Source organism: Amycolatopsis stemonae (genome assembly GCF_054781455.1).
On record NZ_BAAGUJ010000001.1, the window covers coordinates 669765 to 684612 of the forward strand.

19 protein-coding genes are annotated in these 14848 nt (G+C 72.3%); 9 read left to right on the plus strand and 10 right to left on the minus strand.

From position 1 onward, the window contains the following. Nucleotides 1-3: 3 nt before the first annotated feature. Genes ACYVLJ_RS03310 through ACYVLJ_RS03325 form a run of 4 tightly spaced genes read left to right on the plus strand, consistent with a single transcriptional unit; the run spans nt 4 to nt 2984 of the window. Nucleotides 4-798: a putative hydro-lyase gene (locus ACYVLJ_RS03310; protein WP_460437703.1), complete on the plus strand. Its 795-nt coding sequence runs from the start codon at nt 4-6 to the stop codon at nt 796-798. 1 nt (nt 799) lies between these two features. Beyond that, nucleotides 800-1549: a LamB/YcsF family protein gene (locus ACYVLJ_RS03315; protein WP_451968698.1), complete on the plus strand. Its 750-nt coding sequence runs from the start codon at nt 800-802 to the stop codon at nt 1547-1549. Next, nucleotides 1546-2157, plus strand: a complete 612-nt coding sequence (locus ACYVLJ_RS03320; protein ID WP_460437704.1) for a 5-oxoprolinase subunit B family protein — start codon at nt 1546-1548, stop codon at nt 2155-2157. The genes ACYVLJ_RS03315 and ACYVLJ_RS03320 overlap by 4 nt, the downstream gene beginning before the upstream one ends. Further along, nucleotides 2154-2984 (plus strand): 5-oxoprolinase subunit C family protein, encoded by an 831-nt coding sequence (locus tag ACYVLJ_RS03325; protein ID WP_460437705.1) that lies wholly within the window; start codon nt 2154-2156, stop codon nt 2982-2984. Before ACYVLJ_RS03320 ends, ACYVLJ_RS03325 begins: the two co-directional genes overlap by 4 nt. Here the strand turns inward: ACYVLJ_RS03325 and ACYVLJ_RS03330 are convergent. Genes ACYVLJ_RS03330 through ACYVLJ_RS03340 form a run of 3 tightly spaced genes read right to left on the minus strand, consistent with a single transcriptional unit; the run spans nt 2981 to nt 4778 of the window. After that, nucleotides 2981-4153 carry a Rossmann-fold NAD(P)-binding domain-containing protein gene (locus ACYVLJ_RS03330; RefSeq protein WP_460437706.1) on the minus strand — a complete coding sequence of 391 codons (1173 nt, stop codon included), beginning with the start codon at nt 4151-4153 and terminating at the stop codon, nt 2981-2983. The two genes, ACYVLJ_RS03325 and ACYVLJ_RS03330, sit on opposite strands and share 4 nt — an antisense overlap. Before the next feature lie 36 nt (nt 4154-4189). After that, nucleotides 4190-4426 carry a hypothetical protein gene (locus tag ACYVLJ_RS03335; protein ID WP_451968705.1) on the minus strand — a complete coding sequence of 79 codons (237 nt, stop codon included), beginning with the start codon at nt 4424-4426 and terminating at the stop codon, nt 4190-4192. Further along, nucleotides 4419-4778 (minus strand): hypothetical protein, encoded by a 360-nt coding sequence (locus tag ACYVLJ_RS03340; RefSeq protein ID WP_451968707.1) that lies wholly within the window; start codon nt 4776-4778, stop codon nt 4419-4421. Before ACYVLJ_RS03340 ends, ACYVLJ_RS03335 begins: the two co-directional genes overlap by 8 nt. A 77-nt stretch (nt 4779-4855) precedes the next feature. Here ACYVLJ_RS03340 and ACYVLJ_RS03345 point away from each other — a divergent pair, with 77 nt between their 5' ends. Beyond that, nucleotides 4856-5434 (plus strand): ArsR/SmtB family transcription factor, encoded by a 579-nt coding sequence (locus tag ACYVLJ_RS03345; RefSeq protein ID WP_451968709.1) that lies wholly within the window; start codon nt 4856-4858, stop codon nt 5432-5434. Here the strand turns inward: ACYVLJ_RS03345 and ACYVLJ_RS03350 are convergent. The 6 genes from ACYVLJ_RS03350 to ACYVLJ_RS03375 all read right to left on the minus strand — a co-directional run bounded on the left by ACYVLJ_RS03350 (nt 5431) and on the right by ACYVLJ_RS03375 (nt 9892). After that, nucleotides 5431-6057 carry an alpha-ketoglutarate-dependent dioxygenase AlkB family protein gene (locus ACYVLJ_RS03350; RefSeq protein ID WP_451968711.1) on the minus strand — a complete coding sequence of 209 codons (627 nt, stop codon included), beginning with the start codon at nt 6055-6057 and terminating at the stop codon, nt 5431-5433. The genes ACYVLJ_RS03345 and ACYVLJ_RS03350 overlap by 4 nt on opposite strands. 247 nt (nt 6058-6304) lie before the next feature. Next, complete coding sequence (locus ACYVLJ_RS03355; RefSeq protein WP_460437707.1) at nt 6305-7363, minus strand: MDR/zinc-dependent alcohol dehydrogenase-like family protein; 1059 nt, start codon at nt 7361-7363, stop codon at nt 6305-6307. Between the two features lie 51 nt (nt 7364-7414). After that, a complete protein-coding gene (locus tag ACYVLJ_RS03360) occupies nt 7415-7759 on the minus strand; it encodes a transcriptional regulator (protein ID WP_451968714.1) in 345 nt (114 codons plus the stop codon). Between the two features lie 87 nt (nt 7760-7846). Continuing rightward, entirely contained in the window at nt 7847-8659 is an 813-nt protein-coding gene (locus ACYVLJ_RS03365; protein ID WP_460437708.1) for an LLM class oxidoreductase, read from the minus strand. Nucleotides 8660-8727: 68 nt separating this feature from the next. Further along, nucleotides 8728-9411 carry a metal-dependent transcriptional regulator gene (locus tag ACYVLJ_RS03370; protein WP_451968720.1) on the minus strand — a complete coding sequence of 228 codons (684 nt, stop codon included), beginning with the start codon at nt 9409-9411 and terminating at the stop codon, nt 8728-8730. 40 nt (nt 9412-9451) lie between these two features. Beyond that, a complete protein-coding gene (locus ACYVLJ_RS03375) occupies nt 9452-9892 on the minus strand; it encodes a GNAT family N-acetyltransferase (protein ID WP_451968722.1) in 441 nt (146 codons plus the stop codon). Between the two features lie 55 nt (nt 9893-9947). Here ACYVLJ_RS03375 and ACYVLJ_RS03380 point away from each other — a divergent pair, with 55 nt between their 5' ends. Beyond that, nucleotides 9948-10268 carry a hypothetical protein gene (locus tag ACYVLJ_RS03380; RefSeq protein ID WP_460437709.1) on the plus strand — a complete coding sequence of 107 codons (321 nt, stop codon included), beginning with the start codon at nt 9948-9950 and terminating at the stop codon, nt 10266-10268. A gap of 4 nt (nt 10269-10272) precedes the next feature. Here ACYVLJ_RS03380 and ACYVLJ_RS03385 read toward each other — a convergent pair whose 3' ends face one another. Continuing rightward, nucleotides 10273-11868, minus strand: a complete 1596-nt coding sequence (locus tag ACYVLJ_RS03385) for an amidohydrolase (RefSeq protein ID WP_460437710.1) — start codon at nt 11866-11868, stop codon at nt 10273-10275. Nucleotides 11869-11916: 48 nt separating this feature from the next. On the opposite strand from ACYVLJ_RS03385, the gene ACYVLJ_RS03390 reads away from it, so the two are divergent. Genes ACYVLJ_RS03390 through ACYVLJ_RS03400 form a run of 3 tightly spaced genes read left to right on the plus strand, consistent with a single transcriptional unit; the run spans nt 11917 to nt 14830 of the window. Next, nucleotides 11917-12654: an enoyl-CoA hydratase/isomerase family protein gene (locus ACYVLJ_RS03390; protein ID WP_460437711.1), complete on the plus strand. Its 738-nt coding sequence runs from the start codon at nt 11917-11919 to the stop codon at nt 12652-12654. After that, nucleotides 12651-14198, plus strand: a complete 1548-nt coding sequence (locus ACYVLJ_RS03395; RefSeq protein ID WP_460437712.1) for an ATP-dependent acyl-CoA ligase — start codon at nt 12651-12653, stop codon at nt 14196-14198. The genes ACYVLJ_RS03390 and ACYVLJ_RS03395 overlap by 4 nt, the downstream gene beginning before the upstream one ends. Beyond that, a complete protein-coding gene (locus tag ACYVLJ_RS03400) occupies nt 14195-14830 on the plus strand; it encodes a TetR/AcrR family transcriptional regulator (protein ID WP_451969846.1) in 636 nt (211 codons plus the stop codon). The genes ACYVLJ_RS03395 and ACYVLJ_RS03400 overlap by 4 nt, the downstream gene beginning before the upstream one ends. Nucleotides 14831-14848: the final 18 nt, after the last annotated feature.

Consider the following 14848-nt stretch of genomic DNA (forward strand, 5'->3'; position numbering starts at 1 on the left):
CTCATGACGACCTTTGACGAACCCGCGACGTTCACCCCCGCGCAGGCGCGCGAGGCGTTCCGCCGCGGCACCGCCCGGCCGACCACCGGCTGGGCCAACGGCTTCACGCAGACCAACCTGATCGCTGTGCCCGAAGACTGGGCCTACGACGTCCTGCTGTTCTGCACCCGCAACCCGCAGGCGTGCCCGGTGCTCGACGTCACCGACCCCGGTGACCCGGCCACCCGGCTCGCCGAGGGCGCGGACCTGCGCACCGACCTGCCGCGCTACCGGATCTGGCAGAACGGCGTGCTGGCCGGCGAGGTGTCGGACGCGACCGGGTTGTGGCGCAGCGACATGGTCGCCTTCTCGATCGGCTGCAGCTTCACGTTCGAGACGGCACTGGCCGCCGAGGACGTCCCGCTGCGGCACGTCGACCAGGGCCGCAACGTCGCGATGTACGTGACGAACCGGCAGTGCGAGCCCGCCGGGCGGCTGTTCGGGCCGATGGTCGTGTCGATGCGGCAGATCCCGGAGGACCGGGTCGACGACGCCGTCCGGATCACGCGGGCGATGCCGGCCGTCCACGGCGCTCCGGTGCACGTCGGCGATCCGCGCGCGCTGGGGATCGAAGACCTTTCGCGGCCGGACTTCGGGGATCCGGTGGACGCGGAACCCGGTGACGTCCCGGTGTTCTGGGCCTGCGGGGTCACCCCGCAGGCGGCGCTGATAGCGTCCCGGCCCCCGTTCGCGATCACGCACGCGCCGGGGTACATGTTCATCACGGACCGGCTCGACAGCGAATACCGGGTGGACTGAAATGGATCTGAACAGCGATCTCGGCGAGGGCTTCGGCGCCTGGAAGATGGGCGACGACGAAGCCATGCTGGACATCGTGACCAGCGCGAACGTCGCGTGCGGCTTCCACGCCGGCGACCCGTCGGTGATGCGGCGGGTCTGCGACCTGGCGGCCGAACGCGGCGTCGCGATCGGGGCGCACGTCGGGTACCACGACCTGGCCGGGTTCGGCAGGCGCGCGCTCGACATCGCGCCGAACGACCTGGCGAACGAAGTGCTCTACCAGATCGGCGCGCTCGACGCGTTCGCCCGCGCGGCGGGCAGCCGCGTGACGTACGTGAAGCCGCACGGCGCGCTGTACAACACCGCGGCGGTGGACGCCGAGCAGGCCGCCGCGATCGTCGACGGCCTGCGCCGGTACGACCCCGGGCTCGCGCTGCTCTGCCTGCCGAACTCGGAAATGCAGCGGCAGGCGGAAAAGGCGGGCGTGGTGGCGTACGCGGAGGCGTTCGCGGACCGCGCCTACACCGCCGACGGCAAGCTCGTGTCGCGCAAGAAACCGGGCGCGGTGCTGCACGACGCGGACCTGGTGGCCGAGCGCGCGGTCGGCATGGCGACCGGGGGCGTCATCACCGAGGACGGCAGCAAGCTCGACGTCCGCCCGGATTCCCTGTGCGTGCACGGGGACACACCGGGCGCGGTGGAGCTGGCGCGGCGGATCGAGGCGGCGCTGGCCGAAGCGGGCGTGCAGCTGGGCGCGTTCACCGGATGACTGTGCGGCTGCTCCCGTGCGGCCGCCGCGCGCTGCTCGTGGAACCGGACGACGTGCTCGGGTACCAGGCGGCGCTGACCCGGTTGTCGGTGGACGGTGTCGAGGAACTGGTCCCGGCGGCCCGGACGCTGCTGGTCCGGTTCGACCCCGCGGTGACGGACGCGGACCGGCTCGGCGCGGTGCTGCGTCAAGTGTCTCCTGTGGATGGTGCGGTGGCGGAGGCGGGCGAGGTGGTGGTCCCGGTGGTGTACGACGGCGAGGACCTGGCCGACGTCGCGGCCGAGGCGGGTGTTTCGGTGGACTCGGTGATTTCCTTGCACAGCGCGGGTTCGTACGTCTCGGCGTTCTGCGGGTTCGCGCCCGGGTTCGCGTACCTGTCCGGATTGGACCCGGCCCTGCACGTCTCCCGGCGCGCGACGCCCCGGACGCGCATCCCCGCGGGGTCGGTCGCGATCGCCGGGGAATACAGCGCGGTCTACCCGAGCGCGTCCCCGGGCGGCTGGCGGCTGCTCGGCCGGACGGACGTGCCGGTGTGGGACGTCGAACGCGACCCGCCGAACCTCCTGCCGCCGGGCACGCGAGTGCGTTTCGAAGCGGTGCCGTCGTGAAGCTCGAAGTCGTGCGGCCGGGGTTCTCGGCGACGGTGCAGGACCTCGGCCGGCCCGGGCACGCGGCGCTCGGCGTCGGCCGGTCCGGTGCCGCCGACCGCGCGTCGTTCGAGCTGGCCAACCGGCTCGTCGGGAACCCCGGCGACGCGGCGGCGCTGGAGGTCACGCTCGGCGGCCTCGTGCTGCGCGCGTCGAGCGTCACGACGGTGGCGGTGACCGGCGCGCTCTGCCCGGTGTCCCCGGGCGGCATGAACGCGCCGATCACGCTGTGGCCGGGGAACGAGCTCGTGCTGGGCACGGCGTCCGCGGGCTTGCGCTGCTACGTGGCGGTGCGCGGCGGGATCGACGTGGCGCCGGTGCTCGGCTCCCGCTCCACCGACACCCTCGGGAAGCTGGGCCCGCCCCCGCTGGCCGCCGGGATGCTGCTGCCGGTCGGCACGCCCGGCGCGTTCCCGGTGGCCGATCTCGCGCCACGCGCGGCGTTGCCCGCCGAGCCGGTGCTGCGCGTGACGCCGGGACCGCGGCGCGACTGGTTCGCCGCGCCGGACGAACTGCTGTCCACTGTGTACACGGTGTCGCCGGACTCGGACCGCGTCGGCATCCGGTTCACCGGGCCGCCGCTGTCCCGTGCCCGGTCCGGGGAACTGCCGTCCGAGGCGTGCGTGCCGGGATCGGTGCAGGTACCGCCGTCGGGCCGGCCGATCCTGTTCCACGCCGACGGCCCGACGACGGGCGGCTACCCGGTGATCGCGGTCGTCGACGAGGCCGACCTCGACCTCGCGGCCCAGCTGCGCCCCGGCCAGACCGTGCGGTTCCGCGCCGCCTAGGCCCGGGAGTCCGGCACCCCGGCGTAGTCCGGCAGCTCGACGCCGTTGATCGCGCGTTCGATCAGCGGGGTGAGGACCGCCATGTCGGGCTCCTCGACCGGGCCGCCGTCGCGCATGCGCGCGTGCAGCCGGCCGATCTCCTGGTTGGCCTCGACGTACGAGCGCATCCGCTGCTCGTACCCGGCGAACCCGGCTTTGGGGTCCCACCCGGTGGCGGCGAGCTCGCCGGCCAGCAGGTACGCGCCGACGAGGGCCAGCCCGGTGCCGCCGCCGGACAGCGGCGACGAGCTGAACGCCGCGTCGCCGAGCAGCGCCACCCGGCCGTCCGACCAGCGGTCCAGCACCACCTGGGCGATCTGGTCCAGGTAGAAGTCCGGGGTGTCGTCGAGGTGCGCGAGGATGCGCGGGGTCAGCCAGCCGAAGCCGGCCATCCGCTCGCGCAGCAGGCGCTTCTGGGCTTCGATGTCGCGGTGGTCGACGTCGAACTCGGCCGCGGAGAAGGACAGCATCGCCATCGCCCGGGTGGCGTCCGGGAGGGGCCGCAGGCCGGCGGAGCGCCCGCCCTCCTGGTGGTCGAGCATCCAGCGCTCCAGCCCGAACTCGTTGGGCACGCTGTAGAAGGCCAGCACGGACCCCAGGTGGCGGACGAACCGCTCACGCGGCCCGAAGACCATCGCCCGCAGCGACGAATGCAACCCGTCGGCCCCGACCACCAGGTCGAAGCGCCGCCGCCCGCCGCTCGCGAAGACCACGTCGACGCCGTCCTCGTCCTGGGTGAGCTCGGCGATCCGGTCGTCGAAGACGTACTCGACGCCTTCGCGGGTGTCGTCGTACAGCACCCGGGACAGGTCTCCGCGCAGGATCTCGATCTCCGCGATGTACCCGTCGCCGCCGTCGTCCTCCGCGCTGAAGGTCTCGAGGATCCGCCCCTGAGCGTCCACGACGTGCGCGCCGGCGGTCTCGGTCCGGGCCGCGCGCACCGCCGCGTCCAGCCCCATCCGCCGGATGACCTCCCTGGCCACCCCGCGCGCGTCCACCGCCTGCCCGCCGGGGCGCAGCCCGGGCGCCCGCTCCACCACGGTCACCTCGGCTCCCCGCCGGTGCAGCCAGTGGGCCAGCGCGGGCCCCGCGATGCTCGCTCCCGCCACCAGCACCTTGGTTCCGCTCACCGTGTCCCCCTCGTTCTTCGGTCCGGGGTCCGGATCCTACGGCGAGATCCGCACGGCGAGCAGCCAAACGACGTTGGTGGCCGCGATCGCGAGCCACGCGGCCCACGCCGCCGGCGGGACCAGGGCGGTGGTGACGACCCCCAGTGCCACCGTCACCACCACCGGCCAGGCCCGCCGCGCCCGGCGTGGTCCCCGTTCGGCCAGGTAGGCGTCGAGCGCCTCCGCGACCTGGTCGTCGATCTCGTCGCGCACCCGCGGGTCCAGCTCAGACATGGGCCGGCACCGGCGGCCGCGCCGGGAGCGCCACCGTCAGGCACGCCAGCGCCAGCGGAACCTCGAGACCGGCCATGAGCAGGGAAAACACAACGTCGTCGCCGGCCGTCACGACGTCGAACCAGGCGTCGGCGAGCAGCAACGTCGCCGTGGCCGTCGCGGCGAGCGGTGTCCGCGGGTCGCCGCGGCCGAGCAGCCAGGCCGTGACCAGCAGGCCGAACGCCTCCGCCGCGTCGAAGCCCGTCCAGGCCAGTCGCCAGTGCTGTGCCGCCACGACGTCCGGCAGCGTCGTCCCCAGTACCGCGATCCACGGCAGCAGGCACAGCCCCGCCGCCCAGAAGAGTCTTTTCATGGTGAACCCCCATTCGCCGACCACGGTAGCGGACTACAGAGATTCTTTGCAAACAATCTCTGTAGTACGCTGCGAGCATGGTCGAACGTCCCGAACGGCGCGTGCTCACCGGCGCGGATCTCAAAGCCTTCTACAAGGCCCTGGCCAACCCGGTGCGCCGCGACATCCTGTCCTACCTGGGAAAACACGGCGAGGCGAATTCGACGAGCGTCGCCAAGGCCCTCGGCGAAAGCACCGGGACGACCAGCTACCACCTCCGCCGGCTCGCCGACCTCGACCTGATCGCGGAGATCGAAGAGCGCTCGACCGGCCGCGAACGCTGGTGGAAGTCGCTGATGAAGGACATCTACACCCCACCCGGCCTGGAGATGACGCCGGACGAGCGCGAGGCCGCGCGGAAGCTCGGCGCCCTCAAGATGAGCCACGACCTCGGCCTGGTCACCCGGGCGTACGCGGGCTACGACGACGCCGAAGGCTGGAACCAGATCTACCGCGCGGGCCTGACCCTGACGAAGGAGCAGGTGACGTCGTTCGTCGAGGAGTACCAGAACCTGATCTGGAAGTACGTCACCGAACCGGGCCACCACCCACCCGGCTCGCGCGCGCTCGCCGTCCGGCTGATCGTCGTGCCCGAAGAAGAGTCCACAGAGGACTAGAGGCCGGACACGCGCAGCGTGATGTTCAGCCGGCCGGTCAGGCCCAGTGCCGGGTCGGCCGTGCCGGGCAGCGTCTTCGGCACGCCGTGGTACGCCAGGCGCGAGGGGCCGCCGAACACGAACACGTCGCCCGAGCGGAGCTCGACGTCCGTGTACGGCTTGCCGCGCGTCTCCGTGTTGCCGAAGCGGAACACGCACGCGTCGCCGAGGCTGACGGACACCACCGGCGCCAGGCTGCGCTCGTCCTTGTCCTGGTGCAGCCCCATCTTCGCGGCGGCATCGTAGAAGTTGACCAGCGCGATGTCCGGCTCGTACCCCTCGGCCGGTTCGCCGTACGCGTCCGCGAGCGCGCGGCGGCCGAGGTCGCCGAGCCAGTCCGGGAACGGCAGCACCGGCGTGCCCTCGCCGGTCGTGCGCGAGTAGCCGTACGGGTACCAGTGCCAGCCGAGGCAGACGGACTTCACCGACATCACGCCGCCGTTGGGCAGCCGGGTGTGGCGGTAACCGGACCAGCCGCGGCAGGCCGCGACGAGCTCACGCTGTTCGTCGAAGCCGAGCCAGTCGGGTACGTGCACGGCACCGGGGGCGATCTCGGCGCGCGGCCGCGGCAGGAGGGCGTCCATCACCTCGATTGTGCCGGAGACCCCTGCCGCGCACGTTCGGTGATCATCGAAGGCACGATCCGATGACCGCGGACGGTGACGCCCGCGGCGATGTACCGGCGCAGGAGGCGTCCCAACGGACCAACGGGACGCCCCTGCGACCGGTTCCCCTCGCTTTGGGCCACCATGTTCAGACATTCCCACACCGGATGTCTCATGGCCAGCGTGGATCAGCTACGAAATCGTCACTTGACCACGCCGGGGCAGATCAGTCACGGAACGTCACCACGGTGACGCCCGCCCGCGCCGGCACGGGGTCGTTCATCGCCGCCAGCGCGGCCGGGACGTCGTCGAGGCCGATCCGCTGTCCGATCAGCGCGGCGAGGTCGATCCCGGCCGTCTCGACGACGCGCAGCAGCTCCGGGTACTCGTGGGCCTGCAGCCCGTGGATCCCGACCAGCTCCAGCTCGCCGCCGATGACCCGGTGCATCGGGATCGGCGCGACGCCCTGCGCGGGCGGCATCAGCCCGGCCTGGACGTGCCGGCCGCGCTTGCGGAGGCTGCCCACCGATGCCGCGCAGGTCGACGGCGAGCCGAGGCAGTCGAGCGAGACGTGCGTGCCCCCGCCGGTCAGCTCGCGCACGTGCGCGGCGACGGCTTCGGGGCTCTCGAACGCCGACGAGTCGACGACGACGGCGGCCCCGGACTTCTCGGCGAGCGTCAGCGCCGCGGGTGAGACGTCGACCGCGACGACCTTGGCGCCCGCCGCGACAGCGAGCAGCACCGCCGAGATCCCCACGCCGCCGCAGCCGTACACCGAAACCCACTGGCCCGCGGTGACCCGGCCCTGCCGCAGCACCGCGCGGAACGCCGTGCCGAACCGGCAGCCGAGCGCGGCGGCCTCGGCCGAGCCGAGGGAGTCCGGCAGCGCCACCAGGTTCGTCTCGGCGTGCTCGACGGCGACGCGCTCGGCGAACGAACCCCAGTGCGTCGCGCCGGGCTGGAACTCGCGGTCGCAGATCTGCTGGTCGCCGCGGGCGCACTGGGCGCACGTCCCGCACGCGCAGACGAACGGCACGGTGACGCGGGCGCCGAGCTCCCAGCCGCGCACGCCCACGCCGAGCGCGACCACGCGGCCGGCCAGCTCGTGCCCGGCGACGTGCGGCAGCTTCACGGCGGTGTCGTGCCCCTGCCAGGTGTGCCAGTCGCTGCGGCAGACGCCGGTCGCGTCGACCTCGATCACCGCACCACCCGGCGGCGCCACCGGCTCCGGGACGTCCTTGACGACCGGCGGGGCGCCGAACTCCTCCATCACCACGGCTCGCATGGCGCGAGCCTACGTGATCCGCTCAGGTGAGCGGTTTTCCGTTGCTACTGCTCAATTGAGCGGGGGTGGCGTCGGATGAAAGCGCGTTCTGCTCCGCGGCGGGCCGAGGAGCTTGCTGAGCGAGCCGTCCGGCACGTTCAGGATGTCCTCGAGATTCCGCAAGGCTTCCAACGATTCCGGCCGCTCCGGCCGGCACCGCCCGGACTGCCAGTGGCTGAGGGTGGCCAGGCTGACCGTGGTTCCCCTGCCGCGCAAGCGATAGCGGATCCGATCGAGGCCGAGGCCGCGGGCCCTGATCGCCGCGCGCAGGGCGACGTCGAACGGCCCGGCGGCCAGCAGCTGGCTCAGCTCCGCCTGTTCCCCCCGGTCGATGGTGCGTGTTCGCTGACCGGTCATCACAACGCTCCGAAGCACTCCCGAATACGAACATTGGAGCGTAGGCGCAGGTTCGCAAGATCGGAAGGGCACTCACCCACCTGCGAGTTACGCCGCACGCGCCTCTTCGGCGATCGCGGCGAACGGTTCCGCGTAGCCGGAGTTGATCGTGACGTAGGAAATCCCCCACCGCTCCCGCCAGCCGAGAAGCCTTTCCGCCGCTTGACCTGGATCAGCGGGCAGCACGGTGACGGCCCCGGCGGCGGCGAGCTCGGGCACGTCGACCCCGGCCCACCGCGCGATCCCGGGCGACGGCTCGTCCCCGACGGCCACGAGGTTCAGCCCGAGCTCGATGTCCGGCAGCCGCGCGCCGGCGAGCGCCCAGAATCGATCCACAATGGACTGCGCCTCGGCTTCGGTGGTCGTGGGCGCCCAGGTGAAGCTGAGGGTGTCGGCTTCTTGCGCGGCGAGCGCCAGCATTTTCGGTCCCCCGCCGGCGAGAACCAGCGGCGGCCGGTCCGCGGTCTCCTTGAGGACGGCGATCGTCTCCGCCATCCGTGTGATGCGCTCACCCGGTCCGCCGAACTCCCGCCCGAGGCTTTCGGCGTGCGCCCGGGCACCGGGCCGCCCTACCCCGAGCCCGAGCTCGAACCGGCCCCCGGTCTGCTGGTGCAGCGTCCGGGCCTGCCAACCGAGGGCCTTGGCGTCCCGGAAGGGATCGGCGAGCACGAAGGTGCCGACGGTGAGGTCCAGCGTGACCGCGGCGGCGGCCCCGAGCAGCACGAAGGGATCGGCCCAGCCGACGGGATCGGTGGCGAGCAGGGTGTCGAAGCCAAGCTTCTCGACCCGCTCGGCCTGGGCGGTCCACGAGGTCAGATCACGAGCGTGACCGGCAACGACGCCGAAGCGGAAGGGTTTCATGCGGCCATGGTCTCGGCCGCGGCCGTGTCACCACATCCGCTTCGGGACGTCAGTCGCGCGTACGCCTCTCAGCGCAGGGTGACCGACAAGGCCTGCGCGATCTCCTTGCCGATCGCGTGCGTGGCGGCGTCCGGGGGTGAGCCCACCTTGACCACCATCGGGCCGCCGAACGGCTGGCGCTCGACCACCTCGATGCGTTCGCCCAGGTTGATCGCGTGTTCGGTCAGGTAGCGCAGCAGCTCCGGGTCCGTGTCCCAGACCCGGACGATCTCGCCCACCGCGCCCGGCTCGAGGTCGTCGAGGATGCGGACCGCCAGTTCCTCCACGCTGCCGTCCGCCGCCGGGATCGGGTCGCCGTGGGGGTCGCGGACCGGGTTGCCCAGCTTGGCCGCGATGCGCTCGACCAGCCGGTCCGACACCGCGTGCTCCAGGGCGTCCGCCTCCGCGTGGACCTCGTCCCACGTGTAGCCGAGCTCGGACACCAGGTACGTCTCGATCAGCCGGTGGCGCCGCAGCACCGAGCGCGCGAGCTGCCGGCCGTCGGCGGTGAGCTCGATGCCGCGGTACGGCACGTGGGTGACCAGTCCGAGCTGGGACAGCTTCGTGACCATCCCCGACGCCGAGGACGGGCTGACCTCCAGCCGGCCGGCGAGCGAGGTGTTCGTGACCGCCTCACCGCGTTCGACCAGGCCGTAGATCACCCGGACGTAGTCCTCGACCGACGAGGACCTCCGGACCGAACCATCTCCCATGCCGCATACGATACGGGGCCGGGTTCTTTCTCGTGAAAGTTCACGGCCGCCAGCGGTAGCGGATCCAGCCGGGGACCGGCTCCGCGCCGAGCTGGGCGTAGAACGCCTCGCCCTTTTCGTTGCCCTCCTGCATGTCCCACTCGACGCGCCCGGTCGTGCGGGTGCGCAGCTCGTCGAGCAGCTCGCCGCCGAGGCCGTGGCGCCGGTGCGCGGGCCGGATGAACAGGTCGTCCAGCCAGATCCCCGGCCGGGCCTCCCAGGTCGAGAAGTTCCAGCTGCAGAAGGCGAAGCCGGCGACCGTGCCGGGCTCGCCGGGCGGGGTCGCGATCAGCACCCACGCCTTCGGATCGGCCCCGAACAGGTGACCGCTCATCTCGGCGCGGTCGAGCTTGAGGTCGTGGTTGTCCTCGTAGACGGCGTGCTCCTCGATGAGCGCGCAAATCTCTTCGACGTCTTCGAAGACGGCGTCGCGGACGGGCATCGTGCCTCCCGTTTCTGTCGGTGGTGGTCGTTACGGTCGTGCTCGGAGGTGGTCGATGTCCCCGGAAGAGAAGTTCGAAGCGCTGGTCGACGAGTTCACCGGAGAGCCGGGCATCACGCCACCCGGCGCGACCGGCGGCTTCGGGCGCACGGCGCTGCGGGTGAACGGCCGGATCTTCGCGATGTTCGTCCGCGGGCAGCTGGTGCTCAAGCTGCCGAAGGCGCAGGTGGACGAGCTGGTCGAAGGCGGCGACGGCGTGCGGTTCGACGCCAACAAGGGCACCCCGATGAAGGAGTGGCTGGCGCTGGGGAACGACTCGAAGCGGGCTTGGCCCGCGCTCGCGCGCGAAGCGCTCGATTTCGTGGACGGGAAGTGATGCTTCACGACAGCCGGGCCTGGTAACGCAGTTCGCCGCCGACGGCCGTGCCCTGCACGGTCAGGCCGTCCAAAGCGGACTCGTCCAGCGGCGATCCCGAAAGCACCGCGAAGTCGGCGAGCTTCCCGGCCTCCAGGGTGCCCAGATCGCGTTCCGCGAAGGTCGCGTACGCCGAGCCATACGTGTACGCGCGCAACGCCTCCTCGGGCGTCAACGCCTCTTCGGGCGCGAAGGGTGCGCCGGACGCCGTCCGCCGGCGCACCATGTCGGCGAGCGCGAGCAGCGGCGCGCCGTCGACGACCGGGCGGTCCGAGGACGCGGGAAGCACGCAACCCGCGTCGAGGACGCTTCGCAGCCGGTAGCACCAGGGGACGCGGGACTCGCCGAGCGCGGCGCGCATGCCGTCGCCGAGCTCGTTGACGAACCGTCCCTGCGGCGAAGGGAGCAACCCCAGCGAAGCGATCCGAGACAGCTCCGCGGGCTGAAGCACCGCGCAGTGCTCGATGCGGTGCCGGTGGTCCGTACGCGGCGAAGCAGCCAACGCGGCTTCGTACGCGTCGACGACCACGGTGATCGCGCGGTCGCCGATGGCGTGCGTCGCGATCTGCCAGCCCGCGTCGTGCGCGCGACGGATCGTCTCGGCCAGGGCGTCCTCGGGCACCTGGAAGTAGCCGACGTTGCCCGGCTCGCCGTCGAACGGGTCGTGCATCGCGCAGGTGCGCCCGACCAGCGAGCCGTCGGCGAACAGTTTCATCGGGCCGACGCGCAGCCACTCGTCGCCGAGGCCGGTGCGCAGGCCGAGGTCGAGGCCGAAGCCGGCGTCGTCGGGCAGGTCGTGCAGGACGCTCGCGGCGACCATCACCGTGCTGCGTACGCGCAGCACGCCGGTGTCGCGCGCCTCCTGGTAGGCCGCCAGTTCGGCGGGCGTCTCGCCGACCAGCCCGCCGCCGATCCCGGCCTCCTGGACGCTGGTGATGCCCTCGCTCAGGTACCGCTCGGAGGCCCGGCCGAGGCCGCGGACGACGCGCGAAGCCGGCGTCGGGTACGTCAGCGGCCGCAGCAGCAGCTGGGCCTGCTCGCGCAGCAGCCCGGTCGGCGAGCCGTCCGGGCCGAGCACGAGGTCGCCGCCGACCGGCACGTTGCCGACGTCGAGCTGGTCGAGGACGGCCGAGTTGACCACGGTCATGTGCCCGGACGTGTGCTTGAGCCGCACGAGCATCCCCGGCGCGGCCCGGTCGAGGCCGTGCCGGTCCGGGTGCCCGCCTGCGAGCTTGTTCTGGTCGTAGCCGCTCCCGACGACCCAGCTGCCGGCGGGCAGGGAAGCCGCGCGCGCGGCGACGGCGTCGTAGACCTCGTCGACGCTGCGGCAGTCGCTCAGCGGGACGTCGTCGAGGCCCATCCCGAACCACGCCATGTGGTTGTGCGCGTCGTGGAAGCCGGGCACGACGAAGCCGCCACCGAGGTCGACCCGCGAACGCGCCGAAAGGGCCGTGGCGTCGTCGCCGAGCGCGACCACCCGGCCATGCAGCACGGCCAGCGCATGGGTGCCCCCGGCGCCCGTCCACACCGTGGCGTTCTCGTAGACCGCATCGACCCGCATGGATTCAGAGGCTATCGATCGATCGATCGAACGTCTAGCATCGGCCTCATGCCCACCGTGGACTTCGCCGTCGAGGACGGCATCGCGCAGATCCGGCTGAACCGGCCCGAGCGGCTGAACGCCGTCGCCGCCGTGCTGGTCGACGACTTCCTCGCCGCTCTGGACGCCGCCGCCCGCAGTGACGCCCGCGTCGTCGTGCTGTCCGGCAACGGCCGGGCCTTCTGCGCCGGTCACGACCTCAAGGAACCCACCCCCGCGGGTGACTCGCGGGCGCGCCTGGACCGGCTCCAGGACGTCACGCGGCGGCTGCGCGGGCTGCGCCAGCCGGTGATCGCGGCCGTGCACGGCTACGCGATCGGCGCCGGCGCGGAGTTCGCGCTCGGCTGCGACCTGATCCTGGCCGCCGAGGACGCCGTCTTCGCGTTCCCCGAGGTCTCGCTGGGCCTGAGCGTCACCGGCGCGGCGTCGCGGCTGCTGCCGCTGCTGGTCGGCCCGCTCAAGGCGAAGGAGCTCCTGCTGCTCGGCGAGCGCTTCGACGGCCGCAAGGCCGCCGAGCTGGGCATGGTCAACCTCGCCGTGCCCGCCGAGCAGCTCCAGGCCGAGGCACTGAGCTGGGCGAAGCGGATCGCCGGGCACCCGCCCGAGGCGGCTGCCATGGCGAAGCGCGTCCTCGACACGCCGATCGACGTCGAACCCGCCCTGGAACTCGAGGTCAGCCACGCCCTCATCACCGAAACCTCGGCCGCGGTCGCCGCGTCCACGGAGGCCTTCCGGAGCCGGACATGACGCCCTTGGCCGACATCGGCACGCTCGCCCAGCTCGTCACGCGCGCCGCGCAGCTGTGGCCGGAACGCACGGCCTGGGTCTTCGACGAGCACGACCGGCGCTTCACCTTCGCCGACGTCGACCGCGAAAGCTCCCGGTTCGCCGCGGCCCTGACCGCGCGCGGCATCGGCCCCGGCGACCGCGTCGCCGTGATGCTGCGCAACCAGCCGGAGTTCCCGCTGACGTGGCTGGCCCTGGCCAGGATCGGCGCCGTGCTGGTGCCGGTCAACACGAACTACCAGGAGTTCGACGGCGCCCACGTCCTCCGCCATTCCGGCGCGAAACTGACCGTCGCCGCGGAAGAGTTCACCGACCTCCTCGGCCGGATCGGCCTGACCGAGGTCATCACGCCGGCGGCACTTTCCCGGGAAAGCGACCACCAGGGAGCGGCACTTTCCCGCGAAGGTGGCGTCGTGCCGGTGCCCGAGCTGCCGGTCAACATCCAGTACACCTCCGGCACCACCGGCCCGCCCAAGGGCTGCGTGCTGCCGAACCGGTACTGGACGACCCTGGCCGTCGGGCTGGCCACCGACTTCCCGGCCGTCGGCGAGGACGACGTCATCCTGACCGCGCAGCCGTTCCACTACATCGATCCACAGTGGAACGTCGCGCTGGGGCTCGCCGCCGGCGCGACGCTCGTGGTCCTGGACCGCTTCCACCCCAGCACGTTCTGGGCGAAGGTGCGCGAGCACGGCGTCACGTGGTTCTACTGCCTCGGCCTGATGCCGGCCCTGTTGCTGCGGCAGGAGCCGTCGGCGGCCGACCGCGGGCACCGCGTGCGCGCGATCTGCGCGTCCGCGATCCCGCACGAGCTGCACGCCGAACTGGAGGCGCGCTGGGGCGTGCCGTGGTACGAGGCGTTCGGGATGACCGAGACCGGCGGCGACATCCGGATGACGGCCGCGGACCACGACGAGACCGTCGGCACCGGCTGCATCGGCCGGCCGAGCCGCGACCGCGAGGCGATGATCGCCGGCGGCGACGGGAAGCCGCTGCCGCGCGGGGAAACCGGCGAGCTGCTGATCCGCGGGATCGGCCTGATGCACGGCTACCACGAAGACCCCGAAGCGACCGCGAAAGCGTTCGAGAACGGCTGGTTCCACACCGGCGACCTCGCGCGCATGGACGACGCCGGCCGCGTCTACTACGTCGGCCGCACGAAGGACATGATCCGCCGCAGCGGCGAGAACGTCTCCGCCGACGAGGTCGAGCGCGCGCTGCTGCTGCACCCCGCCGTCCGGCTCGCGGCCGTCGTCGCGGTGCCGGACGAACTGCGCGGTGAAGAGATCAAGGCGTACGTCGTGTGCGACGGCGACCGCCCCGAACCGGCCGCGCTCGCCGCGTTCTGCGCGGAAAAGCTGGCCTACTTCAAGGTTCCGCGGTTCTGGGCGTTCGCGGACGAGCTGCCGATGACGCCGTCCGAGCGCGTCGCCAAGGGCGAGCTGCGGAAGGTGGCCGACCCGCGGGCCGGGTCATGGGACGCGAAGGCGGAATTGTGGTCGTGAGCAGCCGGGAGCGCGTCCGCGCGGCGGCGGTGAAACTGTTCGCCACCAAGGGTTTCCACGGCACCGGCATCCGCGATCTGGCGCAGGAGGCCGAACTTTCCTCGGCGAGCCTGTACCACTACATGGGCACCAAGGAGGATCTGCTCGCGGAGATCATGCACACGGCGCTGAACCGCCTGCTGGACGCCGCCCGCGAAGCGACCGTGGGCAGCGCGGACCCGGTGCACCGGCTGCGCACGCTGGTGGCTCTGCACGTCCTCGCGCACGCCGTCGGCCCGGCGGAAACCCGCGTGGTGGACAACGAAGTCGACGTGCTGTCCCCGGCCGCGCGCGAGCCGGTGGTGGCGCTGCGCGACGCGTACGAACGCCTGTGGGCGACGGCGATCGACGAAGGCGTCGCGGCGGGGGTGTTCCACACCGAGCACCCGGCCGTGACGCGGCTCGCGCTGCTGGAGATGTGCAGCGGCGTGGCCCGGTGGTATTCCCCGAGCGGCCCGCTGGCCCTGGACGCGTTGGCCGAGCACTACGCGGAACTGGCGTCCAGGGCGCTGGGCTGCACTTCGCCGTCCGGCGCCGCCGACTTGCCACGCTGCCGGGAAATCGTCGCGAAAGAGTGGGGCGTGTCCGTTTAGCGGCGCTTTTACCTGTGT